A 25,542-nucleotide genomic window follows, 5' to 3' on the forward strand; every position below is an offset into this window, starting at 1 on the left:
CCAGTACCCCGACGGCGACCGGGGCTAACCGGCGGGGCGGACCGGGCGTTAGCTTCTCCGGGGCGACGGGTAAGGCCGGGTCGGCGACCGCTGCGCGGCCCGGACGGCGACGAGCCGTACCGCCGGGTAGATGATGTTTACTCCCCGGGGCTCCGGGAACCCGCCGCCCGTGCGACGGGACCAGATGGAGCCGGATCAGCGCAGGTCAGGCCGGGTCGACCCGGCCGTCGACCGGGCCGTGATCCGGCCGGTCCTGTTCGACGCGGTGCTGCTGGACCGGGACGGCACCCTGGTCGAGGACGTGCCGTACAACGGTGACCCGGAGAAGGTGCGGCCGATGCCGGGCGCGCGGGTGGCGCTGGACCGGCTGCGCGGGGCCGGCCTGCGCCTCGGCGTGGTGACCAACCAGTCCGGACTGGCCAAGGGGTTGTTCACCGCCGCGCAGATGCGGGCGGTGCACGCCCGGATCGAGGCACTGCTCGGCCCGTTCGACACCTGGCAGGTCTGCCCGCACGACGACGGCGACGGCTGCTCCTGCCGCAAACCCGCCCCCGGCCTGGTCCACCGGGCCGCCGCCGCGCTGGGCACCACGTCCGCCCGGTGCGTGCTGGTGGGTGACATCGGCCGGGACATGACCGCCGCGCTCGCCGCCGGCGCCACCGGCCTGCTGGTCCCCACCCCGGTCACCCGGCCCGAGGAGGTGGCCGCCGCCCCGCACGTCGCCCGCGACCTGCCGGCGGCCATCGAGGAGATCCTGCGGCGCCAGGCCGCGCTGCGTCCGAGCGCGCCCCGCCGGGCCGGCACCGTGCTCGTCGTCCGCAGCGACTCCGCCGGCGACGTGCTGGTCACCGGCCCGGCCGTCCGCGCCGTCGCCGCCGGCGCCGACCGGGTCGTCCTGCTGCACGGGCCACGCGGTCGGCACGCCGCCGCCCTGCTGCCCGGCGTCGACGAACTCGTCGAATGGCCCCTGCCCTGGATCGACGGCGACCCCGCCCCGGTCGATCCGGACGACATCGGCCGGCTCACCGACCGCCTCGCCGCGGTGCGCGCCGACGAGGCGGTGGTCTTCACCTCCTTCCACCAGTCACCGCTCCCGCTCGCGCTGCTGCTGCGGATGGCGGGCGTGCCCCGGGTCAGCGCGATCAGCGACGACTACCCGGGCGCGCTGCTCGACGTCCGGCACCGGGTGCCCGACGGGCTGCCCGAGCCCGAGCGGGCGCTCTCGCTGGCCGCGGCCGCCGGCTTCCCGCTCCCGGCCGCCGACGACCCGGCGTTGCGCATCAGGACCGACGGGCTGCCGCCCGCGCCGGCCCGGCTCGGCCGCCCCGGCTACGTGGTGCTGCATCCCGGCTCGGCGGTGCAGACCCGGGCCTGCCCGCCCGAGCTGGCCGCCGGGATCGTCCGGGTGCTCACCGCGGCCGGCCACCGGGTGGCGGTCACCGGCGGCCCGGACGAGACGGAGCTGACCGCCCGGGTGGCCGGCGACACCGGCATCGACCTGGGCGGGCGGACCGGTCTGGCGGAACTCGCCGCCGTGCTGGCCGACGCCGGCGCGCTGGTGGTCGGCAACACCGGCCCGGCGCACCTGGCCGCCGCGCTGGGCGTACCGGTGGTGAGCCTCTTCGCCCCCACCGTCCCGTTCGGACAGTGGGGGCCGTACCGGGTGCCGGCGGTACGCCTCGGCGACGCCGCCGCGCCCTGCCGGGACACCCGGGCCACCCGCTGCCCGGTGCCCGGCCACCCCTGCCTGTCCGCCGTCGAGCCGGGCCACGTCCTGGCGGCGGTACGCCTGCTCGGGGTACCCGCCGACGCGCCCCCGCCGGGTGTGGCACCCGCCACCGTCGGCATCGATCCGGTGATCGCCGGCGGCGGGAGCGCCCGATGAACATCCTGGTGTGGCACGTGCACGGCTCCTGGACCACCTCGTTCGTGCACGGCAAGCACCGCTACCTGGTGCCGGTCACCCCCGACCGCGGCCCGTACGGGCTGGGCCGGGCCCGCACCTATGCCTGGCCGGACAGCGCGGTGGAGGTCACGCCGCAGCAGCTGCGCCGGGAGGAGGTCGACGTGGTGCTGCTGCAACGGCCCGAGGAGATGGACCTGGCCTGCGACTGGCTGGGCCGGCGGGCCGGCCGGGACCTGCCGGCGATCTACGTCGAGCACAACACCCCCAAGGGCGACGTGCCCAACACCCGCCACCCGATGGCCGACCGGGACGACCTGCTGGTCACCCACGTCACCCACTTCAACGAGCTGTTCTGGGACAACGGCGGCACCCGCACGGCCGTGGTCGAGCACGGGGTGGTCCCGCCGGCGGTGCAGTGGACCGGCGAGCTGGACCGGCTCGCCGTCGTCATCAACGAGCCGGTCCGCCGCTGGCGGGTCACCGGCACCGACCTGCTGTCCCGCTTCGCCGAGATCGCCCCGCTGGACGTGTTCGGCATGAAGGTCGCCGGGCTCGCGGAACACCTCGGCCTCCCCGCCGACCGGCTGGCCAGCCACGACGACGTGCCGCAGCACCGGATGCACGCCGAGCTGGCGCGGCGGCGGGCGTACCTGCACCTGTGCCGGTGGACGTCGCTGGGGCTGAGCCTGATCGAGGCCATGACGATGGGCATGCCGGTCGTCGCGCTGGCCACCACCGAGGCCGTCGAGGCCGTGCCGCCCGGGGCCGGCGCCCTCTCCACCCGGGTGGACACGCTGCTGGAGGCCGCGACGCGGTTCGTCACGCAACCCGCCGAGGCCCGCCGCGCCGGCGCCGAGGCGCGCACCGCCGCCCGGGCCCGCTACGGCCTGGACCGTTTCCTCGCCGACTGGGACCGCCTGCTGGAGGAGGAAGTATGCGCATCGCGATGATCTCCGAGCACGCCAGCCCGCTCGCCATCCTGGGCGGTGAGGATGCCGGTGGGCAGAACACCCACGTCGCGGAGCTCTCCGCCGCGCTGGCGGCCGCCGGGCACGACGTCCGGGTCTACACCCGACGCGACGCGGTCGACCTGCCGGTCAGCGTCCGCGCCCCCGACGGGTACGACGTGGTGCACGTGCCGGCCGGCCCGGCCGAGCCGTTGGCCAAGGACGCGCTGCTGCCGCACATGAAGGAGTTCAGCGGCTGGCTGGTGGAACGGTGGCGCGGCGGCGACTGGGTGCCCGAGGTGATCCACGCGCACTTCTGGATGAGCGGGCTCGCCGCGCTGGCCGCCAGCCGGCAGACCGGGGTGCCGGTGGTGCAGACGTACCACGCGCTCGGCACGGTCAAGCGGCGCTACCAGGGCGTGCAGGACACCAGCCCGGCGCGGCGGATCGCGTACGAGCGGGAGCTGGGCCGCGCGGTCGACCGGGTGGTCGCGCAGTGCCAGGACGAGGTGGGCGAACTGGTCCGCCTCGGCGTCCCGCGCTCGCGGATGACCGTCGTGCCGTCCGGGGTCAACCTCGCCAGCTTCGCCCCGCTCGGTCCGGCCGCCGAGCGGGAGCCCGACCGGCCCCGGATCCTCACCGTCGGGCGGCTGGTGGAACGCAAGGGCTTCCAGACGGTGATCCGGGCGATGGCCCTGGTGCCCGACGCCGAGTGCGTGGTGGTGGGCGGCCCACCGGCCGGCCTGCTGGAGACCGACCCGTACGCCCGCCGGCTGCGCGCCCTCGCCACCACCTGCGGGGTGGCCGACCGGGTCAGGCTGGTCGGCGCGGTGCCCCGGGAGGAGATGGGTCGCTGGTACCGCTCCGCCGACGTGCTGGTCGCCGCCCCCTGGTACGAGCCGTTCGGGCTCACCCCGCTGGAGGCGATGGCCTGTGGCGTGCCCGTGGTCGGCACCGCCGTGGGCGGGATCAAGGACACCGTGGTCGACGGGGTGACCGGGGACCTGGTCCCGGCCCGGGACCCCAAGGCCCTGGGCACGGCGATCCAGCGCCTGCTCGACGACCGGATCCGCCGCTTCGGGTACGCCACCGCGGCGCTGCAACGGGCCCGGCGCAGCTACTCCTGGTCGACCACCGCCGAGCGGTTGGCGGAGCTGTACGGCGAGGTGGCCGCCGTGCGCCGGCCGACCCGGGTGGTCGCCTGATGACCACGGCCACCGAAGGGCTGCTGGACGCGCACCTCACCCTGCTGGCCGAGGCGCTGCTGCCGTACCGGTCCTCGGAGCAGCAGCTCGCCCGCTGGGGCACTGAGCTGGCCGCCACGCTGGCCGGCGGGGGCCGGCTGCTGGTCGCCGGCAACGGCGGCAGCGCGGCCGAGGCCCAGCACCTCACCGCCGAACTGGTCGGCAAGCTCCGCGACGACCGGCAGCCGCTGTCGGCGATCGCGCTGCACGCGGAGACCTCCGCGATGACCGCGATCGGCAACGACTACGGCTACGACGAGGTCTTCGCCCGCCAGGTCCGCGCGCACGGTCGGGAGAACGACATCCTGCTGCTGATGTCCACCAGCGGGGCCAGCGCCAACCTGCTGGCCGCCGCCCGCGCCGGCCGGGAGGTCGGGCTGCGCTGCTGGGCGTTCACCGGCCCGGCGCCCAACCCGCTCGCCGACGCCTGCCACGAGACGCTCGCCATCGACTCGCCGGAGAGCCAGGTGGTGCAGGAGCTGCACCTGGTCTCCACCCACGTGCTCTGCGAGTACGTCGACCGGGCCCTGCCGGCGGCGCTGGCGGTGGCCGGGACGGCCACCGCCACCGTCGAGCGGCCCACCGCGCCGGTGCGCACCGGCGTCGAGGTGGTGCTCGACGGGGGCGACCGGCGGGTCGAGGCGGGATGAGGAGGCCGGCGGTGCGGGGACCCCTGGTGGTCATCGGTGACACGCTGCTGGACCGCGACGTCGAGGGCGTGGTGAACCGGCTCTGCCCGGACTCACCCGTACCCGTGCTCGACGAGACGACGTACGCCGACCGCCCCGGCGGCGCCGGCCTGGCCGCGGTCTTCGCCGCCGCCCAGGGGGCCGGAGAGGTGGCGCTGGTGACGGCGCTCGCCGACGACGCCGGCGGCGCCCGGCTCAGCTGCCTGCTCAGCGCCGCCGGCGTGCAGGTGTACGCGCTGCCGCTGGCCGGCGCCACCGCGGAGAAGATCCGGCTGCGGGCCCGCGGCCGGGTGCTGCTGCGCCACGACCGGGGCGGGACGGCCGCCGACCCCGGGCCGCCGAGCGAGGCGGTGCTCCGGCTGATCGCCGAGGCGTCCGCCGTGCTGGTCAGCGACTACGGCCGGGGCGTCGCCCGGCAGCCCGCGCTGCGCGCGGCGCTCGCCGCGACCCGCGCGCCGGTGGTCTGGGACCCGCACCCGCGCGGACCGGCGGCGGTGCCCGGGGTCACCCTGGCCACCCCGAACGAGGCGGAGGTACGCGACCTGACCGAGGTACCGCCGGGCTCGTCCCGGCTGGCCACCGCCTCCCGGGGCGCGCAGGGCCTGCGCGAGCGGTGGCGGGCCGGCGCGGTCGCGGTGACCCTCGGCGGCGACGGCGCGCTGCTCTGCCACGCCGGCGCCACCCCGCTGGTGGTCGCCGCCCCGGTCAACGCCGAGGGGGACACCTGCGGGGCCGGGGACCGGTTCGCCTCGGCGGCCAGCCTCGCGCTGGCTCGGGGCGCGCTGGTCTCCGAGGCGGTGCAGGAGGCGGTGGCGGAGGCGTCGGCGTACGTGGCCGACGGGGGAGTGGCGGCCGCGCTGCCGCCCGAGGTCCGCGCCGCCGCGCCGGTGCCGCTGGGCGGCGGCGGGGAGCGGATCGGGGCCGCCGCGGCCGGTGCGGTGGTGGCCGAGGTACGCGCCGCCGGTGGCACCGTGGTCGCCACCGGCGGCTGCTTCGACCTGCTGCACGCCGGGCACGTGGCGACCCTGCAGGCCGCCCGGCAGCTCGGCGACTGCCTGATCGTCTGCCTCAACTCCGACGCCAGCGTCGCCGGGCTGAAGGGGCCGCAGCGCCCGGTCGTGCCGCAGGGCGACCGCAGCCGGCTGCTCGCGGCGCTGAGCTGCGTCGACGCGGTGCTGGTCTTCGACGAGTCCACTCCGGACGCGGTGCTGAGCTGGCTGCGGCCGGACATCTGGGTCAAGGGCGGCGACTACGCCACCGGCGGTGGCGACCCGGCGAGCCTGCCGGAGGCCGAGGCGCTGCGCCGCTGGGGCGGGCACTCGGTGGTGGTGCCGTACCTGGACGGGCGCTCCACCACCGACATGATCGCGGCGGCCCGCGGCGAGCGCCCCGGGGCGTACCGCGCCGCACCCACCGGCGCCGTCAGGGCCGCCGGTGCGCAGCGTCCGACGGCGGAGGGAGCGCGATGAGCAGTGCACCGGGTGCCGGCCCGATCGTCCTGGTCACCGGCGGATCGAGCGGACTCGGCGCGGCGGTGGTCACCGCGGTGGCCCGGGCCGGCGGGCGGCCGCTGGTGCTGGACCGGCAGCGCCCCGGTGACGGGGTGCCCTGGGTCGAGTGCGACCTGGCCGACACCCGGGCCGCCGAGGAGGCCACCCGGCAGCTGGCCGAGCGCTCCGGCGGCCTCGACGCGGTGGTCACCGCGGCCGGCACCGACGTGCCCGGCAAGCTCGCCGACGTGCCCCGGGAGACCTGGGAGCGGATCGTCGCGGTCGACCTGCTGGCCACGGTGGCGGTGGTCCGCGCGGCGCTGCCGTACCTGGAGGCGTCCCGGGGCGGGATCGTCACGGTGGCCTCCACCCTCGGGGTGAAGGCGGTCAGCGACGCGACCGCGTACTGCGCGGCGAAGTTCGGGGTGGTCGGCTTCACCCGGGCGCTCGCCGCCGAGCTCGCCGGCCGGGTGAACGTGACGCTGCTGATCCCCGGCGGGATGCGCACCGCCTTCTTCGACGCGCGTGACCCGCAGTACCGCCCCGGCCCGGAGGCCAAGCTCAACGACCCGGCCGACACCGCCGCCGCGGTGATGTTCGCCCTCTCCCAGCCGGCCGGCTGCGCGGTACGCGAGATGGTGGTCTGCGCCGAGCAGGAGACCTCGTACCCGTGATCCTCGTGCTCCGCGCCCTCGGCGTGGGCGACCTGGCCACGGCGGTACCGGCGCTGCGCGCGTTGCGGGCGGCGTACCCCGACCGGGAGCTGGCGCTGGCGGCGCCGGCCTGGCTCGGGCCGCTGGTCGACCTGGTCGGCGGCGTCGACCGGCTGCTGCCCACCGACGGCCTGGGCTCCCCGCCGTGGCCGCCCCCGCCGGTCGCGGTCAACCTGCACGGGCGCGGGCCCGACTCGCACCGGATGCTGTCCGGCGCGGGCCGGCTGCTGGCGTTCCGCTGCCCCGAGGCCGGCCACCCGGACGGCCCGCGGTGGCGCGCCGGGGAGCACGAGGTGCACCGCTGGTGCCGCCTGCTGGCCTGGTACGGCATCCCCGCCGACCCCGGCGACCTCGCCCTGCGCCGGCCGGCGGCGGACCGGACGCCGACCGGCCTCACCGTCGTCCACCCGGGCAGCAAGCTCCCCGAGAAGCGCTGGCCGGCGGCGCGCTTCGCCGCGCTGGCCCGGACCCTCGCCGAGCGCGGCCACCGGGTGGTGGTGACCGGCTCGGCCGACGAGCGGGAGCTGGCGCGGCGGGTGGCCGCCGGGGCGGGTCTGCCCGACCCCGCCGTCCTGGCCGGCCGGACCGACCTGGGCGAGGTGGCCGCGCTGGTCGCCCACGCCCGCCTGGTGGTCAGCGGCGACACCGGGGTCGGCCACCTCGCCACCGCCTACGGCACCCCGTCCGTGCTGCTCTTCGGCCCGGTCCCGCCGGCCGAGTGGGGTCCGCCGCCGGACCGGCCCCGCCACCGGGTGCTGTGGAGCGGCGCGCGGGATTGGCCCGGCCGGCCCGGGGTAGGAAGCCACCCGACGTTGGCGGGCCTGCCCGTGGACCGGGTGCTGGCCGCCGTGGACGAGGCCGAAGAGGCGGTGCGGATCTCCGGTGCGATTGCGGCGTAGTGATCCGGGCCGGGCGGGCTACGGGCGCCGCCGGGCCGGCCGGGGCTGGGTGTTCCTCGACCCCCGGTGCGAGCCGGTCCGCGACCCCGACGAACTGTCCCGACTGCGCGAGCTGGTCATCCCGCCCGCCTGGCAGGACGTCTGGATCTCGCCGTACCCGAACGGGCACATCCAGGCGACCGGCGTCGACGCGGCCGGCCGCAAGCAGTACCTCTACCACCCCGAGTGGCGGCGCAAGCGCGACGAGGCGAAGTTCGACCACGTGCTGGAGGTCGCCCACCGGTTGCCGGTGCTGCGCGCGCGGATCGCCGACGACCTGGGCCGGCGGGGCCTGAACCGGGACCGGGTGCTGGCCACCGTCGCCCGGCTGCTGGACATGGGAATGTTCCGGGTCGGCAACGACCAGTACGCGGTCGGCGAGGACGCCACCTTCGGGGTCTCCACCCTGCGCCCCGAGCACGCCCGCTCCCGGGGCGGGTGCGTGGTCTTCGAGTTCCCCGCCAAGGGCGGCATCGAGCAGGTCCGCCGGATCGAGGACGAGGAGCTGTGCCAGGTGCTGACCAACCTGCGCCGGCGGCGGCGGGCGGAGGACCGCCTCTTCGGCTACTGGGACGGGCAGCAGTGGCGCGACGTTCGCAGCGACGAGGTCAACGAGTACCTGCGCGACGCCAGCGGCGGCGAGATGACCGCCAAGGACTTCCGCACCTGGCACGCGACGGTGCTCGCGGCGACGGAGCTGGCCACCGTGGGCGTGCAGCGGTCCGCCACCGCCCGGAAGAAGGCGGTCGCCGGGGTGATGAAGGAGGTCGCCGAGCTGCTGGGCAACACCCCTACGGTGGCCCGGACGTCCTACGTGGACCCCCGGGTGGTCGACCTCTACCACGACGGGGTGGTGGCGCCGGTCCAGCCGGACACCCCGAAGCCCGAGGCCGAGCGGACGGTCCTGGAGTTGCTGGAGGACGCCTGACCGGCCCCGTCGTCGGTCCTGGGGGGAAGAGCGACGGGGCCGGAATCGGTGTGGCCGGCTGGCAGGGTGGCGGGCCGTCCGTGCGGTACCGGGGCGGCCGCCCGTGACAAGGAGGTCACGGGCGCCACCACGGTCCCCCGTTACCGGTGGCCGGCACGGGCCTGCCGACCGCCGATCCGGGGTTCAGTATGTCGACGTCGAGTTGACGACGGATGCCGCGTCGTTGACGATCCGTGCCTGTTCCCGCCGCGCCGCGCGGTACCCCTGCGGGGTCTGGCCGTAGGCGGCGCGGAAGGCGCGGCTGAAGACCGCCTTGTCACCGAAGCCCCAGCGGGCGGCGACGGCCTGGATGGCCCGGTGCGCCTGCGCCGGGTCGGCGAGGTCGCGGCGGCACCGGTCCAGGCGCAGGTCGCGCACGTACGACGCCACCGTGGTCTCCTCCGACTCGAAGAGCCGGTGCAGGGTCCGGACGGAGACGTGGTGCGCGTCGGCGATCATCTGCGGGCTCAGTGTGGCGTCGCCCAGGTGCCGCTGGATGTAGCCGCGCACCTGCGCCAGCAGCGCCCGACGGCGTACCTCCCGGGGCACCGCGTCCTCGGCGACCAGGTGCCGGCCGAGCATGGTGGCGATCAGGTCGAGCGCGGTCGTACCGAGCCGGTCGGCGTCCGCCGCGTGGTACTGCTCCGGATGACCGATGATCTGCACCAGGTACTGGGCCAGCAGGGCGCCCACCCCCTCGGTGCCGGACATCCGGCCGGCGAGCAGAGGAGCCAGCCGGTCGGGGGGCAGCGGCAGCGCGCCGTACGGGATCAGGGCCACCACGGAGCTGGCGTGCCGCTGTCCGCCCTGCGCACCCTCGTGGCTGACCTGGTGGGGGCGCGACCCGTCGTAGAAGGTGAACTCGCTCGGCCCGAGCACGCTCTGCCGGCCGGCCTGCCCGGACGAGCCGGTGCCGGTGGTGGTCAGGGCGAGCAGGAAGTAGTCCACCTCGGTCTGCCGGGCCAGCTTGGCGGTCCGCACGGCGTCCAGCGAGGGGTAGCGGTAGTTCACCAGCTGGATCGGGCCGAGGGGGATGATCTCGGCGCGGGCGGTGAAGTCGTCGGCGTGCGCGGACCGCATCCGCAGCGGCGACGCGGTGCGGGCGACGAGGTCCAGCCACATCCCGAACCGCTCGCGCGGCGGCAGCGCCTCCGTGTCGATGACGTTCCGGTCCAGCATCTTTCCCGCCTCCGTGGTTCCGCGTGTGTCCGACCCATTGTCGATGACGGCCCTGCGGGCGAACGAGCGCGGAGACGACGGATCCGCGCGACCGGGTGGGCGCGCGGATCCGAGGCGGGGCCGATCAGTCGTTGAGCACGTGCGAGAGCCGGTCGCGGAAGCGCCGCTCCGAGTCACTGACCTGGTCGCCGCCGAGGCCGAGGAGGCCGCCGGTGGCGGCGGCGCCGACCACCTGCTCGGCGATCTCCACCAGCCAGTGCTTGTACGCCCCGGCCTCGCCCTCGTCCACCCGGGCGGCCAGCAGCGCCGACGCCTGGCCGGCCCGGGCCAGCACGTCGTCGATCAGGGCCTGCGGGTCGGCCGGCTCGATGACCGGCAGTTCCTCGCCGGCCTCCGGGTCGCCCACCCGGGACACGATTTCCCCGGCGACCGCCGCGACCAGCGGGTTGGCCGACTCCCGGCCGGTGGAGATGGTTTCCAGCCCGGCGGCGTTCTCCGCGCGGGTGCGCCGGCTGCCGTCGTGCTCCGCGGCGCTGGCCGCGGTCAGGACCGCCTGCGGCAGGCCGACCAGCAGCCCCCACTCTTCGTCGGAGAATCCGAACCCGGTGTACGCCGGCTGTTCGATCACGACTGAGCCCCTCTCGTTTCGTTGCGTCTGCGCCCGGTGCCCGGTCAGGCTAGTCCAGCGTCAGCAGGCCCTGCTCGGACACCACGGGCACGGAGAGCGTCTTGTAGCCGACCTCGTCGAAGAGCACCGTCATCCGGTCCTCCTCGTAGTTGAGCACCAGTCCCGCCCCCCACTCCGGGTGGCGGACCTGGCTGTGCACCGGGAACGGCCCGACCGCGCCGTCGTCGGCGGTGCTGGTGCCGGCGTGGCAGTTGTCGCAGTGCCCGCAGACCTCCGACATCTGCTCGCCGAAGTACGCCAGCAGCGTCTGGCCGCGGCAGGCGGTGGTCTCGGCGAAGGCCCGCATCATGTCGGTGCGGGACCGGGTCACGGTCTGCTGCCGCTCCGCCTCGGCCAGGGCCGCCGCGGCGGCGTCCACCGGCTTGGGGGAGTAGCGGGGCGCGCCGATCTTCTGCCGGTCCCGCGGCTCGGCGGCGCCGATCTGCTCCAGCAGCGACAGGTACTGGCCGAGCTTGCGCGGACCCAGTCCGGTCACCTCGCGCAGCTCCTTCTTGGTCCGCGCCTGCTTGCGCAGCAGCGCGGCGAGGTCGCGCAGCTCGGTCTCGTCCGGCAGGCCGCCGCTGAAGTAGCGTTGCAGCCCGACGTCCTCGGCGCGCCAGAGCAGCAGCACCCGGGCCGGCGCGCCGTCCCGGCCGGCGCGGCCGATCTCCTGGAAGTAGCTGTCCGGCGAGTCGGGCAGCGCCATGTGCACCACCCAGGCGATGTTCGGCTTGTCGATCCCCATGCCGAACGCCGAGGTCGCCACCATGATCGGCACCTGGTCGGCGAGGAACGCCTCGTGCAGCTCGTGGCGGGCGCCGGTGGGCATCCCGCCGTGGTAGTACTGCGACGGGAAGCCGGTGTCGGTCAACCGCTGGGCGAGCTCCTCGGCGGCCCGCCGGGTCGGCACGTAGATGATGCCGGGGCGTTGGTCGTCGCGCAGCAGCGCCACCAGCCGCCGCCACCGGTAGTCGTCGGTGGGGCAGTGCGCGACCTCCAGGAAGAGGTTGGGCCGGTCCAGCCCGGAGACCACCACCTCCGGGTCGCGCAGCCGCAGCCGGGCGATGATGTCGTCGCGCACCGGGGGTGAGGCGGTGGCGGTCAGGGCCACCACCGGCGGCCGGCCGATGCCCTCGATCAGGTGGCCCAGCGCCAGGTAGTCGGGGCGGAAGTCGTGACCCCAGGCGGAGATGCAGTGCGCCTCGTCGATCGCCACCAGCGCCGGCTTGAGCGCCCTGACCTCGGCCATCCGGTCGGGGTTGCTGAGCTGCTCCGGGGTGATGAAGAGGAACTCGGCCCGGCCGTCGCGGATCTCCTCGATCGCCTGGGCCTGCTGGGCCGGGGACTCGTCGGAGCTGATCCGTACCGCCCGTAGCTCGGGGCGCTGCCGTTCGTTGAGCGCGGCGATCTGGTCCTGCTGCAGCGCCAGCAGCGGGGAGATCACCACCGTGGGTCCGGGGATCAGGCTCGCCGGGATCTGGTAGATCGCCGACTTGCCGGCGCCGGTGGGCAGGACCACCAGGGCGTCGCGTCGCTTCATCACCGCACGCATGGCGGCGAGTTGGTTGGGCCGCAGCGCGGTCCAGCCGAAGAGGCTCCGCGCCGCGCGGCGCAACGTCGTCGAGTGCATGGACAGCTTCATCGAGGGCCGGAGGTACCCGAGGAGATCAGCGCCGAAACCGTCGGCACCGGCCGATCGGTCGGGCGAGCCGCAACGCCGCGCGGGTCACCCGCCCGCCGGCACGGAGCCGGTCAGGTCATCCGGAAGACCGGGCCGCGCGGGGTGAACGGCAGCCGGGCGCCCGCCGGCACCAGGAACGCGTGGTCGCGCCGGATCCGCAGCACGTCGCACTCCCCGTCGGTGACGACCAGGATCGGGCCGTCCGACGGGAAGTCCTCGGCCCGTTCCAGCAGCCGGATCCCGGGCTGCAGCACGGTGCCGCCCCGGCCGCGTACCCGCACCCGGCCGGCGATCTCCTCCACCGGCAGGTAGCCGGCGTCGTAGGCCACCGCGTCGCAGAACACCACCCGGGCGGCCGGTACGTCCCGGGCCAGCGCGTACGAGGCGACCGCGCCGAGCGCCCGCCCCATCAGCCGGGCGCTCATCGACCCCGAGGTGTCCAGCACCACCCCGAACGTGGCGCGGCGCTCCCGCTCCTCCGGGCGGTGCCAGCCGGGCCGGGGGATACCCGGGGTGCTCGCCTGGCGGCGGGACGGGCGGGCGTACGACCGCTGCCGCTCGCGGGCCGGGAAGTGCTCGTCGAACCAGCGGGCCAGCTGCACGTCCCACGGCGGGGGCGGCGCGTCGAGCACCCGGATCTCGGCCACCAGGCCGGCCGGCAGCAGGCCGCGCCCGGCCGACTCGTGGAACGCCAACCCGCTGGTCAGCGCGCGACGGTAGTACTCGTCGAGGTCGACCGCGCGGCGGGCCTCGCCGGGCCCGGGCGTCCGCTCGCCCAGCATGTCGCCCAGCCCGGTGCCGCGCAGGGTGGCGAGCCGGCGGTGCCGGCGCAGGTCGGTGGCGATCCGGTCGTAGACCGCCTCGCTCGACAGCCCGCGCAGCTGCGGGTCGTGCAGCAGCCCGTCCGGCATGACGCCGACGCCCATCTCCACCAGCCAGCCGTTGATGACGTAGTCGGTGGCGACGTTCCACAGGAACGGGTCGCGGTGCGCCACCCGGTCGGCGTGCCGCAGCGCGGCGTGCAGCATCTCGTGGGCCAGGACGAACCGGCACTCCTCCTCCGGCATCGCCCGCAGCGGGTTGACGTAGATCTCCCCGGCGTGCGCGTCGACCGCCGCGACCGCGATGTCCCAGGACCGGGCCAGCTCCACGTCGGCGACGATCCGGAAGCCCGCCGCCAGCGCCCCCAGCAACGGGTACGACGAGACGAACCAGCGCCGCGCCCGCTCCCAGGGGTTGTCCCGGGTGACACCCCCGGGGCCCGGCTTCGGCGCCCCGGCCTCCTCCACCGCCGCGCTGGCCGCCGCCGCCAGCCCCACCGCGAACCGCTCCGGCCAGGTCTGCCAGCGGACGCCGGGCGGCGGCCGCCAGCCGTACCGGTCGGGTGGCCGGGGGCGGCGGTCGAGGTCACCGCCGTGCCCGCCGACGCCGCAGTCGGCGTACCCGTCGGGAACGCCGCTCTCCCGCCACCGGGCGGCCAGCCGGGCCTCGTCACCGGCGGGCAGCGGGATGGGCAGCTCGCCCGGCGGCCGGCCCAGCTTGGCGTCGTGCTGGAACCGGGCCACCACCAGGCAGGCGGCCGCCTGCTCGGCCCGGTCGGCCGGGCCCTCCCGCTCCGGGTCGAGGTGGCCGAAGCCGAGGTGCAGCAGGCAGTGCACCAGCACCGGGTACCACTCGTCGGCGTCGGCGCGGCGCCGCCGGTTGACCACGACCTTCCCGTCCTCGCGGACCCGCGCCCACCCCCGCTGGTCGGCGAGTTCGTCGTCGTCGGACCAGGCGAACCAGGCGTTGCGCGCGGCGCCGGAGCAGAGCGGCCGGAACATCGGGTGCGTGGTCACCCGCTGCCTGGCCTTGCGGAACGCCTCCTCGTTCGGGTCCGGCCGGCGGCCGGCGCGGCGGGCGGCCACCGCTCAGGCCCGGGCGGCGACGAGCCGGGGCAGGTCCCGGGTCACCTCGACCAGGAACCACGCCGGCAGCACCGGCATCCCGTCGTCGTCGGTGGCGACGACCAGCTGGGCGCACTCCAGGGAGATCTCGGCCAGCTCGACCAGCAGGCCCTTGGCGCGCAGGGCGAAGTCGCGGACCGGGCGGGAGGCGTGGTCCCGGTCGGCGGGCAGCTCCTTGACCAGCCGCGCCCGGAACGCCTCGGCGAAGAAGTAGAGCAGGTCCCGGTCGGTCGCCGCGCGCGGCCAGCCGGCGTCGCCCCGGACGATGGCGTCCAGGCCGTACCGGTGGCGCACCGTCTTGACGTACGCGGTGAAGCCGGCCGCGTGCTGCCCGGTCAGCGTGCCGGCCGCCAGCAGCCGGACGGTCGCCTCGTCGACGCCCTCGCCGAAGGAGCGCAGCGCGTCGGAGAGCATGTGCCAGCTGCGCGGGGTGGAGAACGGCTCCTCGGTCTTCGGCGGCGCCACCCACAGCTGGTCCGGGCGCTCGGTCAGGTAGTCCAGCACCCACGGGTGCAGGCCCGCGCCGGCCGCCCAGGCCAGCCAGTCGGTGGCCGAGGCCCGCAGGTGCACGTGCACCAGCCGGTTGACCAGGGCGGACGCCATCGGCCGGGCGAGCGCGTTGTCGGTGGCCCGGTTGCCGGCGCCGATCACGATCGAGCCCGCCGGCAGCTCGTACGAGCCGATCCGGCGGTCCAGGATCAGCGAGTAGAACGCCTTCTGCACCTCCGGGCTGGAGGAGTTCAGCTCATCGAGGAAGAGGCAGTACGGCTCGGTGCGGGCGATCGACTCGGGCGGGGCGAAGCGGCTGCGCCCGTCGCGCAGCTCCGGCACGCCGATCAGGTCCTCGGCGGCGAGCTGGGTGCCGACCAGCGTCACGCAGGGCAGGCCGAGCGAATCGGCGAAGGCCCGGACCAGGGAACTCTTGCCGATGCCCGGCGCGCCCCAGACGAAGACGGGCCGGACCACCGCGACGTGCAGCAGCAGCGCGGGCAGTTCGGCCGGGGTCACCGTGAGGGCGGAGTGCACGCCGATCATGATCGAGGTGGGGACCGGGCGGCGCACCCGAATATCGGGCCCGGCCCGGATGTCCCGGGTCAGCGCAGGCGGGGCAGCACCTCGCGCTGGTAGAGGTCGAACAGGCCCTGGATGTGCGGGCCGGTGTTGGCCACGTAGACCTCGTCGAAGCCGGCCTTGGCGTACCGGTCGATCATCTCCAGGTGCGCGTCGGCGCTGTTGCCGCAGACGAACGACTTCTTCATCATCTCCGGCTTGACCAGCTGGGCGGCCTGCTCGAAGTGGCGCGGGGAGGGCAGCACCTGGGACAGCTCGCCCGGCACCCCGGCGTTCGGCCACTTCTCGTACGCCAGCCGCGCGCCCTCCTTCTCGCTGTCCGCGTACGCCGCCTTGAAGCCGGCCTGGCACGGCTTGTCGCCGCCGCCGTTCTCCCGGAACCGGCGGACCCTGTCGGCGTCGGGCATGACGCTGACGTAACCGTCACCGATCCGGGCGGCCAGGTCGATCGCCTTGGGGCCGAAGCCGGAGACGTAGACCGGCGGAGGCGTGTCCGGCAGCGTGTAGACCCGGGCGTGCTCGACGGTGTAGTGCTTGCCGTGGTGGTTGACGAACTCGCCGCGCCACAGCTCGCGCATCACCTCGACCGCCTCCTCCAGCATCTCCAGCCGGACGTCGGTCTGTGGCCAGGCGTCGCCGAGGATGTGCTCGTTGAGCGCCTCGCCGGAGCCGACGCCGAGCACGAAGCGCCCGGAGTGCAGAACCGCGCTGGTGGCCGCGGCCTGGGCCAGCACCGCCGGGTGGATGCGGACGGTCGGGCAGGTCACCGCGGTGGTGACGGGCAGCGAGCAGACCTGGCTGAGCGCGCCGATGGTCGACCAGACGAAGGGGCTCTGCCCCTGCGCGTCCACCCACGGGTGGTAGTGGTCCGAGATCCACAGCGCCTCGAACCCGGCCCGTTCGGCGCCGCGCGCCTGTTCCAGCAGTTCCGCCGGGGTGAACTCCTCACTGGACAGGAAGTAGCCGATCTTCATCTTTCCCCCTCGCCGTCGCCCGGCGCCGGTCGCGCTGGGCTGACCGGGGATGCCCTACCCGGGACTCGGGGGATCAGTCAGCGGCGGCCGAACATGGCCCGGATGGCGGCGAGCAGCAGCAGGCCGCCGACCACCACGCCGAGCAGGCGCACGCCGGGGACGTCGGCCGGCGAGGTGGCGTCGGCGAGCGGCAGCAGATCCATTCCCGCACTGTCGCACGCCGCTCCGGAGGACGCCAGACGGTAACAGTAAGGTTTATTGACTATTTCCTGGCCCGGTGTGACCATGGCAGCACCGCGACGGCGACCGGCCGTCGGATGACCACACGGGGGTACGGGGGCCGCATGAGCGAGCGCAACCTGGCGGGCCTGGCGGCCGCCGTCCTGCAGCCCGGGTTCGTCGGCACCAGCCCGCCCGACTGGGTCTGCCGCTGGCTCGGCGAGGGGCTCGGCTCGGTGGTCCTGTTCGCCCGCAACGTCGTCGATCCCGGCCAGCTCGCCGAGCTCACCGCGACCCTGCGCGCCGAACGCCCGGACGTGCTGGTGGCCATCGACGAGGAGGCCGGCGACGTCACCCGGATCGAGTCGGCGCTGGGCAGCTCCCGCCCGGGCAACTTCGCCCTGGGCGCGGTCGACGACCCGGCGCTGACCGAGGAGGTGGCCCGGGACCTCGGCGCCGACCTCGCCGCGCTCGGCGTCACCCTCAACTACGCCCCGGACGCCGACGTCAACAACAACCCGGCCAACCCGGTGATCGGCGTCCGGTCCTTCGGCGCCGACCCCCAGCTGGTCGCCCGGCACACCGCCGCCTGGGTACGCGGCCTGCAGTCCGCCGGCGTCGCCGCCTGCGCCAAGCACTTCCCCGGCCACGGCGACACCCGGGTCGACTCGCACCACGACCTGCCCCGCATCGGGGCCAGCCGGGCCCGCCTCGACGCCGGCGAGCTGGTCCCGTTCCGGGCCGCCGTGGCGGCCGGGGTGCAGGCCGTGATGACCGGGCACCTGCTCGTGCCCGCCCTCGACGAGGAACTGCCCGCCACCCTCAGCCCCCGCATCCTCGGCGATCTGCTCCGCGAGGAGCTGGGCTTCTCCGGCGTGGTGATCACCGACGCGGTGGAGATGCGGGCGGTCACCGACCGGTACGGCTTCGCGGGCGCCGCCGTGCGCGCCCTCGCCGCCGGGGCCGACGCGGTCTGCGTTGGCGGGGAACGGGCCGACGAGGACGCCGCCCGCCACTTGCGCGACGCCATCGTCGCCGCCGTCATGGCCGGGGAGCTGCCCGAGGAACGGCTCGCCGAGGCGGCCAAGCGGGTCGGTCAGCTCGCCGCCTGGACGGTGGCCGCCCGCGCCGACCGTCCGGCGGGGAGCGTGCCGGCCCACGACGGTTCGCCGGTCGGCCTGGCCGCCGCGCGCCGGGCGCTGCGGGTCAGCGGCGCCACCGCCGCCCTGCCGCTGGTCGCCCCCGCCCACGTGGTGGAGTTCGCCCCGCCGCGCAACATCGCCATCGGCCCGGAGACCCCCTGGGGCATCGCCGCCCCGCTGGCCGCGCTGCGGCCCGGCACCACCACCGCCCGGTTCGCCGAGTTCGAGGTGCCGGCGGACCCCACGGCCGGGGCCGGCGGCCGGCCGGTCGTGCTGGTCGTCCGCGACCTGCACCGGCACGACTGGATGCGGTCCGCCGTCGAGCGGGCCCTCGCCGCCCGTCCGGACGCGGTCGTGGTCGAGCTGGGCGTGCCCGAACTGATCGTCGGCCGGGTGCACGTGGCCACCCACGGCGCCACCCGGGCCGGCGCGCGGGCCGTCGCGGAACTGCTCGCCGGCCCTCGCTGACCACTTCGCCCCGCCGCACCGAGCGACGATCGTCCGGTGCGGCGGTGGCGGTCAGGCCGGCTCGAAGACCAGGTCGGCGTACTCGGGGTGCCGCTCGATGTACGCCCGCACGAACGGGCACTGCGGCACCAACCGGCCGCCCTGCTCACGCACCTGGTCCAGGGTGGCCCGAACCAGCGCGGCGCCGACCCCCATGTCCTGGAACTCCGGGCGCACCTCGGTGTGGGTGAAGATCCGGACCTCGCCGCGCGGCAGGTACGCCGTGAAGCCGGCCAGCGCGTCGTCGACCAGGATCTCGAAGCGGTGCTTGGCGGGGTTCTCCTCGACCAGGAAGCTCACCGGCCCATTGTCTCCCGCTGCCGGGCCAGGGTGTGCAGTTCGGTGAGCAACCGGTCCACCTCGTCGGCCGTGTTGTAGTGGTAGACGCTGGCCCGGACCGCACCGCCGGTCTCCCGCAGCCCCATCGCCTGGAAGTACTCGTAGGCGTAGTAGTCGCCGGAGGAGAGGCAGAGCCGCGCCTCGCCCAGCGCCGCCGCCAGCCCGGCCGGGGACCAGCCGGCGAGCCGGAACGACACCGTCGGGCAGCGCCGCGCGGCGGACCCGTACACGGTCACCGCGGGGTTGTCGGCCAGCCCGGCCAGCAGCCGGTCGAAGAGCGTCTCCTCGTACGCCTGGGCGGCGGCCAGTCCGGCCCGGACCCGCTCCCGCCGGTCGCCGGTGGCGGTCGGGTCCAGCCCGGCCAGGTGGTCCACCGCGGCGGCCACCCCGGCCAGCAGCGGGAAGCTCGGGGTGCCGGCCTCGAACCGGTCGGGCACCGCGTCGGAGGAGGGGATCAGCTTGGCCGGGCGCAGCGACTCCCAGCGGGCCGGGTCGGCCACCATCGCGGCCAGGTGCGGGCCGGACCACTTGTAGGCGCTGGTGACCAGGAAGTCCGCGCCGGTCGAGGCGAGGTCGGTCGGGCCGTGCGGCACGGAGTGCACCCCGTCGACGCAGACCAGCGCCCCGGCCGCGTGCGCGGTCTTGGCGATCGCCGGCACGTCCGGCATCGTGCCGACGGCGTTGCTGCCGGCGGTCACCGCGACCAGCCGGGTCCGCTCGCCGACCAGCTCGGCGTACTGGCCGGCGGGCAGCTCACCGGTGGCCGGGTCGAACTCCGCCCAGCGCACGGTCGCGCCGGCCGCCAGGGCCGCCTGCACCCAGGGCCGCACGTTCGCGTCGTGGTCGAGCCGGGAGACCACCACCTCGTCGCCGGGGCGCCAGGTCGCGCCCAGGGTCCGGGCCAGCGTGTACGTCAGCGCGGTCGCGCTCGGCCCGAGCACCACCCCGCGCGGCGCCGCGCCGAGCAGGTCGGCCACCGCGGCGCGGGCGGCGTCGACCAGCTCCAGCGACCGGCGGCCGGGCGTGAAGGCGGGGGTGCGGTTGCCGAGCGCGGTGCCCATCGCCGCGCTGACCGCGTCGATCACCGATTGCGGGGTCTGGGTGCCGCCGGCACCGTCGAAGTGGGCGAAACCCTCGGTCAGGGCGGGGTAGGCGGCCCGGGTCCGGGCGATGTCGAACGGCATGACCGGACCCTAACGCGCGGCCCCGGGGCGCCCGATGATCACGCGGGCGGTGCCGTCTCGTCGCCGTCTCGTACCCTTGGTCGCGTGACGACGCGATCCGCTACCTCCCCGTCCACCCCAACCCGCCGCGTTGCCGGCCTGCTCGCCGGCCTGGCGCTCGGCGTGGCCGTACTCGTCGGCTGCAGCTCCGAGGGCGCCGACACCGACTGCGGCCTGGACGCCTGCACGGTCACCTTCGACCGGGGCGTCGACGCCAAGGCGAACGTCCTCGGCGTCGAGGCCAAGCTGGTCGGGGCCCAGGGCGACCAGGTCACCGTCGAGGTCGCCGGCGAGCAGCTCTCCCTCACCGTCGGCCAGCAGGCCACCGAGGTGGGCGGCTTCGCGGTCACCCTGGACAGCGTCACCGACCAGCAGGTCAAGATCCGCGTGGCGCGCAACAGCAGCAGCTGAGCCGCCCGGGGCGGGGCCGCGCCACGTTTGGGAATCTTCGCGATCGGAGATTGTGGCGCCATGTCTCTCACCGGGAACGCCGAAGCCGCCGCCGCCCGCACCGCGGACAGCCGCTGGCTGGAACTCCTCGCCCGGGCCGGTTTCATCGGCTACGGGGTCGTGCACCTGCTCTTCGCCTGGCTCGCCCTGCAGATCGCCTTCGGCAACTCCGGGGAGGAGGGCAACCAGAACGGCGCGCTGCGTACCCTGGGCGCCCAGCCCATGGGCAAGTTCCTGCTCGTCGCCATCGCGGTCGGTCTGATCGCCATGGCGATCTGGCAGGCGCTGGAGGCCGCCGTCGGCCACCGCGCGCTGCGCGACAAGGACCGGCTCTTCGAGCGGGTCACCTCTGTCGTGCGCACGATCGTCTTCCTCTGGCTCGCCTGGACCGCGATCAAGGTCGTCCAGGACGCCAGCGCCAACGCCTCCGACCAGCAGCAGGCCCTCTCGGAGAAGCTGATGACCTCGACCGGGGGCCGCTGGCTGGTCGGGCTGGCCGGCCTGGTGCTCGCCGCCGTCGGCATCGGGATGATGATCTACGGGTTCAAGAAGAAGTTCGAGCGCAATCTCAAGATCGGCGAGATGAGCCCGAAGACCCGCACCCTGGCCCGTCGCCTGGGTATGGCCGGCTACATTGCCCGGGGCGCCGTCTTCGCCGTCGCCGGCATCCTGGTCGTCGTCGCCGCCGTCAAGTACGACCCGGAGAAGGCGCGCGGGCTCGACGCCGCCCTGCGTACCCTGCGGGACCAGCCGTGGGGCCCGTTCGTCCTGGCCCTGATGGCGCTCGGCATCGCCGCCTTCGGGATCTACTGCTTCCTCCAGTCCCGGTACCGCAGGGTCTGAGCTGGTCGATTCCTGAAACACCGGGCACCATAGGGCCTTTGCCCGAAGCCCGGCCGGAGGGAGAGAGCGTGCAGGACTACCTGGAGACGATCGCCGCCGCGGCTGCCGCGGCGGCGATCGCCCTGTTGCTGGTCGAGGTGGTGCACCGGGTGATCCGGCGGTTCGGCCGGGGCTCGCTGCTGATGACCGAGCTCACCGAGCACGCGCACCGCCCGTTCCAGATGGCCGGCACTGTCCTCGCCGTCCAGTTCGCGGTCCGGTTCACCACCGGGTACGCCGTCGGCACGCCCTGGCGGCAGGTGGTGCTGCACGCCCTGGTGCTGGCCGTGGTCGCCGCCGTGGCCTGGCTGGTCGCCGCGCTGCTGGTCGCGGCCGAGGACACCGCCCTGGCCCGGTTCCGGGTGGACGTGCCGAACAACCGCCACGCCCGCCGGGTCCGCACCCAGGTGGTGCTGCTGCGCCGGCTGACCGTCGCGGTGATCGTGGTGCTGACGGTCGGCGTGATGCTGATGACCTTCCCCGCCGTACGCGGCATCGGCGCCGGTGTGCTCACCTCCGCCGGTGTGGTGGGTGTGGTCGCCGCGCTGGCCGCCCAGAGCCTGCTCGGCAACGTCATCGCCGGCCTCCAGCTCGCCTTCAGCGACGCGGTACGCCTCGACGACGTGGTCGTGGTCGAGGGGGAGTGGGGCCGGATCGAGGAGCTGACCCTGAGCTACGTGGTGGTGCAGATCTGGGACGACCGCCGGCTGATCCTGCCCACCTCGTACTTCACCAGCAAGCCGTTCCAGAACTGGACCCGCACCGAGGCCGCCGTCCTCGGCACCGCCGAGTTCGAGGTGGACTGGGCGATCCCGGTGCAGGCGATGCGCGAGGAACTGCGCCGCCTGGTCGAGAGCACCGAGCTGTGGGACGGCCGGGTCTGCGTGCTCCAGGTGACCGACGCGACCGGCGGCGCGATCACCGTCCGGGCGCTGGTCAGCGCCGCCGACGCGGGCAGCCTCTGGGACCTGCGCTGCCTGGTCCGCGAGCACCTGGTCGGCTGGATCCGGGACCACCGCCCCACGGCCCTGCCCCGGACCCGCACCGAGATCGGCGACGCCTCCGGCGCCCTGTCCTGGCAGTGGGCGCAGCCCCGCCGGCCGGTGCGCCGGCTCCAGGAGCCGGAGGTGCCCGACGACGCCCGCGTCTTCGGCGGCAGCCACGACGGCGACGCCCGCAGCGAGGCCTTCGTCGGCCCCGAGGAGCACGCCGACTCCCGCCGCTGAACCACCCCTCCACCGCACCCGCCGACCGGCCCGCGCGCCGTCGGCGGGTGCTTCGTCGTACCGGCTTTCGCGTTTCGCCGGAATTGCGGGTCCACCTGCGGTCAGATGTGGTTGGTCACTGCGCGCAGGATTGACGTGCGGCGACTCCGGGCATACAGCGCGGTGATGATGAAAGGAGGACAGCATGGCTGACGTCGCGAACCAACAGACGTCCCGGACCGGGAGCGAGCCGTCCACCGCCGAACTGGTGCAGCGGGCCACCGAGCAGGTCTCCCGCCTCGTACGGGACGAGTTGGCGCTGGCCCGGGCGGAGTTGACCCGGAAGGGCAAGCACGCCGGGATCGGAATCGGTCTCTTCGGCGGGGGTGGGGCGCTGGCCTTCTACGGGCTGGGCGCGCTGGTCGTCACGGCGGTGCTGCTGCTGGACCTGGTCATGCCGGCGTGGCTGGCCGCCCTGATCGTGGCGGTGGCGCTCTTCCTGATCGCCGGGGTGCTCGCCCTGATCGGCAAGAAGCAGGTCAGCCAGGCGGTCCCCCCGATGCCGGCGTCGACGGTGCAGAGCCTCCGGGCGGACGTGGACGTCGTCACCGCAGCGGTGAAGGACAGGGGACGGGCATGACGGGCAACGGGACCGGCGATGCCGAGGCGCTCCGCGAGGAGATCCGGCGTACCCGGGTGGAGTTGGGCGAGACGATGGAGTTGTTGGCCGCCAGGGCCGACGTGAAGGCCCGGCTGCGGGAGTCCGCCGGCCAGGCGAAGGAGCGGATGCTCGAGCAGGCCGCGCAGACCGTCGCCCGGGTGCGCGGGCAGGCGGCGCAGAAGGCGGACGTGGCGCGGGCACAGGCGTCGGAGAAGGGTGCGGTGGTCCGGCGCAATCCGATGCCGTGGGCGACGGTGGCGGCCGGTGCCGTGGCGGCGGTGGTCGTGCTGCTGATCGTCCGGGGGAGGCGCAGATGAGCAGGGGCATCGGCAGGGCCGCGTACAAGCCCGTCGGGGTGATGCTCGGGCTGGCCGCCGGTACGGTCGCCGGGGCGATCTTCCGGCAGGTCTGGACGATGACGGCCGGCGACGGCGAGGCCCCGAGCGCCACCGACGAGGACCGTGGCTGGGGCGAGATCCTGGCCGCGGCGGCGTTGCAGGGCGCCATCTTCGCCGTCGTCCGGGCCGCTGTGGACCGCGGCGGCGCGGTCGGCGTACGACGGCTGACCGGCCGCTGGCCGGACTGAGTCGCAGAGCTCGAAGGCCCCCCTCTCGCATCGACGGGTGGGGGGCCTTTCGCACGGCCTCGGGCACCCGCCCAGCGATCTTCGGCATCCGTCAGGTCACATGTCGGAGAATTTCGTCCGGTAGTCTGTGCAGAGTTTTTGCGTACGTGGTTAAGCTGGCCCGGCTGTTGCGAGATGGCGTGGGTTGAGAGAAGTCTCCTTCGTGGGGGCCGCCTCAGGCGCCGCTGCTCGAAAACGGCCAATCGGCCGCACGGCGTGCTCGGCCGCCAGTTTTAGAAGGAGATACACATGGCGCAGGGAACCGTGAAGTGGTTCAACGCTGACAAGGGCTTCGGCTTCATCACCGTCGACGGCGGGGGTGCTGACGTGTTCGTCCACTTCTCGGCCATCCAGACCAGCGGCTACCGCACGCTGGAGGAGAACCAGCGGGTGGAGTTCGAGATCGCCCAGGGTCAGAAGGGTCCGCAGGCCGAGCAGGTCCGCCCCATCTGAGTAGTGCCGGTCGGCAGCCGCCGGCCCGGGTGATCCGGCCCCCCGGATCGACGAGAAGCCCCGTGTCCTGCAGGGACGCGGGGCTTTCCGCGTGTCCGGGCCCGGTGCCGGCGACCGCACGCCCGCCGAGCGCTCGCCGCCCGGTTCGGTCAGGTGCGGCGGCGGGCCTTGAGGCCCCGCCAGAGCACCACGAGTCCGATCAGGATCACCACCGGGCCGACCACCGCCCAGATCCGCTGGTCGGTCATCACGCTGCCGCCAACGTACCCGAGGCCCTGCACCGTCCACACCGCTCCGGCCACCACGGCCAGCAGCCCGAGGGTGAGCGTCAGCCAGCCCCTCATCGGTTCCTCCTCACCCGCGCCGGTGGTCCCGGCCTCCGGTCAGCATGCGGCCCGTCCGGCCGGTACGCGAGCACCGCCCCGGCGCGGCTCACCACCGGTCGTGCACCCGGGCACGGACCAGCTCGTCGTAGACCGCCCGGACCGTGTCCCGCTCGGTGGCGGTCAGCGGCGGCAGGTCGGCCGCGGCGGCGTTGCCCCGCGCCTGCGCGGCGTCGCGCGCGCCGGGGATGACCACGGTGACGCCCGGCTGGTCGATGATCCAGCGCAGCGCGAACTGGGCCATCGTGCGGTCCGTGCCGACCAGCGGGGCGAGCCGCCGCACGACCGCCAGGCCGAGGTCGTAGTCGACGCCGGAGAAGGTCTCGCCGACGTCGAAGCTCTCCCCGCGCCGGTTGTAGGTGCGGTGGTCGTCGGCGGCGAAGGTGGTGCGCTCGTCGTACCGGCCGGAGAGCAGGCCGCTGGCCAGCGGCACCCGGGCGATGATGCCGACCCCGGCCGCGGCGGCGGCCGGCAGCACCCGCTCCAGGGGCTTGAGCCGGACGGCGTTGAGGATGATCTGCACGCTGGCGACCCCGGGCCGGGCGATGGCGGTGAGCGCCTGGTCGCACGTCTCCACGCTGACCCCGTACCCGGCGACCCGCTTTTCGGCGACCAGCGTGTCGAGGGCGTCGAAGACCCGGTCGTCGGCGAAGACGGCGGTGGGCGGGCAGTGCAGCTGGACCAGGTCCAGGGTGTCGGTGCCGAGGTTGGCGCGGGACCGGTCGGTCCAGGCCCGGAAGTTCTCCAGGGTGTAGGCCTCGGGCGTCTGCTCCACCCGGCGGCCCATCTTGGTGGCCACGGTCAGGCCGGGCCCGGGCCGCTCGCGCAGGAACCGCCCGATCAGCTGCTCGCTGCGACCGTCGCCGTAGACGTCGGCGGTGTCCAGAAAGGTCACTCCGGAGTCCACGGCGGCGGCGAGCACGGCCAGGGCGTCGCTCTCGCTGACCCGGCCCCAGTCGGCGCCGAGCTGCCAGGCGCCGAGGCCGATCACACCCACCCGCCGGCCGAGCCGGTCGAAACTGCGCTGTTCCATCGGACCGA

27 protein-coding genes are annotated in these 25,542 nt (G+C 75.1%); 16 read left to right on the top strand and 11 right to left on the bottom strand.

All coding sequences use genetic code 11. The annotated features are described in order from the left end of the window. The first annotated feature begins 184 nt into the window (after window positions 1-184). From ACTWM8_RS11410 to ACTWM8_RS11445, 8 genes are read left to right on the top strand one after another with little or no spacing between them, the layout of a single operon-like run. Window positions 185-1,885, top strand: a complete 1,701-nt coding sequence (locus tag ACTWM8_RS11410) for an HAD-IIIA family hydrolase (RefSeq protein WP_446214526.1) — start codon at window positions 185-187, stop codon at window positions 1,883-1,885. Continuing rightward, on the top strand, window positions 1,882-2,856 hold the full coding sequence (locus tag ACTWM8_RS11415) for a glycosyltransferase (protein WP_446213790.1): 975 nt from the start codon (window positions 1,882-1,884) through the stop codon (window positions 2,854-2,856). Before ACTWM8_RS11410 ends, ACTWM8_RS11415 begins: the two co-directional genes overlap by 4 nt. Beyond that, entirely contained in the window at window positions 2,841-4,058 is a 1,218-nt protein-coding gene (locus ACTWM8_RS11420) for a glycosyltransferase (protein ID WP_446213791.1), read from the top strand. The genes ACTWM8_RS11415 and ACTWM8_RS11420 overlap by 16 nt, the downstream gene beginning before the upstream one ends. Beyond that, on the top strand, window positions 4,058-4,747 hold the full coding sequence (locus tag ACTWM8_RS11425; protein ID WP_446213792.1) for a D-sedoheptulose-7-phosphate isomerase: 690 nt from the start codon (window positions 4,058-4,060) through the stop codon (window positions 4,745-4,747). The genes ACTWM8_RS11420 and ACTWM8_RS11425 overlap by 1 nt, the downstream gene beginning before the upstream one ends. Before the next feature lie 11 nt (window positions 4,748-4,758). Next, complete coding sequence (locus tag ACTWM8_RS11430; RefSeq protein WP_446213793.1) at window positions 4,759-6,255, top strand: PfkB family carbohydrate kinase; 1,497 nt, start codon at window positions 4,759-4,761, stop codon at window positions 6,253-6,255. Beyond that, entirely contained in the window at window positions 6,252-6,950 is a 699-nt protein-coding gene (locus ACTWM8_RS11435; RefSeq protein WP_446213794.1) for an SDR family oxidoreductase, read from the top strand. Before ACTWM8_RS11430 ends, ACTWM8_RS11435 begins: the two co-directional genes overlap by 4 nt. Further along, window positions 6,947-7,888, top strand: coding sequence for a glycosyltransferase family 9 protein (locus ACTWM8_RS11440; protein WP_446213795.1), 942 nt, complete (start codon window positions 6,947-6,949; stop codon window positions 7,886-7,888). The genes ACTWM8_RS11435 and ACTWM8_RS11440 overlap by 4 nt, the downstream gene beginning before the upstream one ends. Continuing rightward, window positions 7,872-8,855: a DNA topoisomerase IB gene (locus ACTWM8_RS11445; RefSeq protein WP_446213796.1), complete on the top strand. Its 984-nt coding sequence runs from the start codon at window positions 7,872-7,874 to the stop codon at window positions 8,853-8,855. Before ACTWM8_RS11440 ends, ACTWM8_RS11445 begins: the two co-directional genes overlap by 17 nt. Before the next feature lie 183 nt (window positions 8,856-9,038). On the opposite strand, the gene ACTWM8_RS11450 is transcribed toward ACTWM8_RS11445, so the two are convergent. The 7 genes from ACTWM8_RS11450 to ACTWM8_RS11480 form a co-directional block, all read right to left on the bottom strand. Next, the gene (locus ACTWM8_RS11450) at window positions 9,039-10,073 is read right to left on the bottom strand and encodes an AraC-like ligand-binding domain-containing protein (RefSeq protein ID WP_446213797.1); all 1,035 of its coding nucleotides are present in this window, start codon (window positions 10,071-10,073) and stop codon (window positions 9,039-9,041) included. A gap of 124 nt (window positions 10,074-10,197) precedes the next feature. After that, window positions 10,198-10,701 carry a hypothetical protein gene (locus tag ACTWM8_RS11455; RefSeq protein ID WP_446213798.1) on the bottom strand — a complete coding sequence of 168 codons (504 nt, stop codon included), beginning with the start codon at window positions 10,699-10,701 and terminating at the stop codon, window positions 10,198-10,200. Window positions 10,702-10,750: 49 nt separating this feature from the next. Further along, window positions 10,751-12,382: a RecQ family ATP-dependent DNA helicase gene (locus ACTWM8_RS11460; protein ID WP_446213799.1), complete on the bottom strand. Its 1,632-nt coding sequence runs from the start codon at window positions 12,380-12,382 to the stop codon at window positions 10,751-10,753. Window positions 12,383-12,492: 110 nt separating this feature from the next. Continuing rightward, window positions 12,493-14,328, bottom strand: a complete 1,836-nt coding sequence (locus ACTWM8_RS11465) for a vWA domain-containing protein (RefSeq protein ID WP_446213800.1) — start codon at window positions 14,326-14,328, stop codon at window positions 12,493-12,495. A gap of 3 nt (window positions 14,329-14,331) precedes the next feature. Further along, window positions 14,332-15,375 (bottom strand): ATP-binding protein, encoded by a 1,044-nt coding sequence (locus ACTWM8_RS11470; protein WP_197700898.1) that lies wholly within the window; start codon window positions 15,373-15,375, stop codon window positions 14,332-14,334. Window positions 15,376-15,461: 86 nt separating this feature from the next. Further along, entirely contained in the window at window positions 15,462-16,412 is a 951-nt protein-coding gene (locus tag ACTWM8_RS11475) for a TIGR03557 family F420-dependent LLM class oxidoreductase (protein ID WP_446213801.1), read from the bottom strand. 77 nt (window positions 16,413-16,489) lie between these two features. Then, on the bottom strand, window positions 16,490-16,615 hold the full coding sequence (locus tag ACTWM8_RS11480) for a hypothetical protein (protein WP_255541416.1): 126 nt from the start codon (window positions 16,613-16,615) through the stop codon (window positions 16,490-16,492). Between the two features lie 141 nt (window positions 16,616-16,756). Here ACTWM8_RS11480 and ACTWM8_RS11485 point away from each other — a divergent pair, with 141 nt between their 5' ends. Next, the gene (locus tag ACTWM8_RS11485) at window positions 16,757-18,241 is read left to right on the top strand and encodes a glycoside hydrolase family 3 protein (RefSeq protein ID WP_446213802.1); all 1,485 of its coding nucleotides are present in this window, start codon (window positions 16,757-16,759) and stop codon (window positions 18,239-18,241) included. Between the two features lie 51 nt (window positions 18,242-18,292). Here ACTWM8_RS11485 and ACTWM8_RS11490 read toward each other — a convergent pair whose 3' ends face one another. Beyond that, window positions 18,293-18,580, bottom strand: a complete 288-nt coding sequence (locus ACTWM8_RS11490; RefSeq protein WP_179804228.1) for a GNAT family N-acetyltransferase — start codon at window positions 18,578-18,580, stop codon at window positions 18,293-18,295. After that, window positions 18,577-19,803, bottom strand: coding sequence for a cysteine desulfurase-like protein (locus ACTWM8_RS11495; RefSeq protein ID WP_446213803.1), 1,227 nt, complete (start codon window positions 19,801-19,803; stop codon window positions 18,577-18,579). Before ACTWM8_RS11495 ends, ACTWM8_RS11490 begins: the two co-directional genes overlap by 4 nt. Window positions 19,804-19,887: 84 nt before the next feature. Between ACTWM8_RS11495 and ACTWM8_RS11500 the strand changes: the two genes are divergently transcribed. The 7 genes from ACTWM8_RS11500 to ACTWM8_RS11530 all read left to right on the top strand — a co-directional run bounded on the left by ACTWM8_RS11500 (window position 19,888) and on the right by ACTWM8_RS11530 (window position 24,118). Beyond that, window positions 19,888-20,253, top strand: a complete 366-nt coding sequence (locus ACTWM8_RS11500; RefSeq protein ID WP_446213804.1) for a hypothetical protein — start codon at window positions 19,888-19,890, stop codon at window positions 20,251-20,253. Window positions 20,254-20,313: 60 nt separating this feature from the next. Next, window positions 20,314-21,135, top strand: a complete 822-nt coding sequence (locus tag ACTWM8_RS11505; protein WP_446213805.1) for a DUF1206 domain-containing protein — start codon at window positions 20,314-20,316, stop codon at window positions 21,133-21,135. Window positions 21,136-21,203: 68 nt separating this feature from the next. After that, complete coding sequence (locus tag ACTWM8_RS11510) at window positions 21,204-22,400, top strand: mechanosensitive ion channel family protein (RefSeq protein ID WP_446213806.1); 1,197 nt, start codon at window positions 21,204-21,206, stop codon at window positions 22,398-22,400. Between the two features lie 184 nt (window positions 22,401-22,584). Further along, on the top strand, window positions 22,585-23,019 hold the full coding sequence (locus ACTWM8_RS11515; protein WP_446213807.1) for a phage holin family protein: 435 nt from the start codon (window positions 22,585-22,587) through the stop codon (window positions 23,017-23,019). Beyond that, window positions 23,016-23,357: a DUF3618 domain-containing protein gene (locus tag ACTWM8_RS11520; RefSeq protein WP_377611430.1), complete on the top strand. Its 342-nt coding sequence runs from the start codon at window positions 23,016-23,018 to the stop codon at window positions 23,355-23,357. Before ACTWM8_RS11515 ends, ACTWM8_RS11520 begins: the two co-directional genes overlap by 4 nt. Beyond that, a complete protein-coding gene (locus ACTWM8_RS11525) occupies window positions 23,354-23,626 on the top strand; it encodes a DUF4235 domain-containing protein (RefSeq protein WP_154938246.1) in 273 nt (90 codons plus the stop codon). Before ACTWM8_RS11520 ends, ACTWM8_RS11525 begins: the two co-directional genes overlap by 4 nt. A gap of 288 nt (window positions 23,627-23,914) precedes the next feature. Continuing rightward, a complete protein-coding gene (locus ACTWM8_RS11530) occupies window positions 23,915-24,118 on the top strand; it encodes a cold-shock protein (protein WP_007075740.1) in 204 nt (67 codons plus the stop codon). 149 nt (window positions 24,119-24,267) lie between these two features. Here ACTWM8_RS11530 and ACTWM8_RS11535 read toward each other — a convergent pair whose 3' ends face one another. Both ACTWM8_RS11535 and ACTWM8_RS11540 read right to left on the bottom strand, forming a co-directional pair. Further along, window positions 24,268-24,462: a hypothetical protein gene (locus ACTWM8_RS11535; RefSeq protein ID WP_446213808.1), complete on the bottom strand. Its 195-nt coding sequence runs from the start codon at window positions 24,460-24,462 to the stop codon at window positions 24,268-24,270. Window positions 24,463-24,550: 88 nt separating this feature from the next. Continuing rightward, window positions 24,551-25,534, bottom strand: coding sequence for an aldo/keto reductase (locus tag ACTWM8_RS11540; protein ID WP_446213809.1), 984 nt, complete (start codon window positions 25,532-25,534; stop codon window positions 24,551-24,553). Window positions 25,535-25,542 lie beyond the last annotated feature (8 nt).

The organism is Micromonospora sp. IBSANI012, from assembly GCF_052814045.1.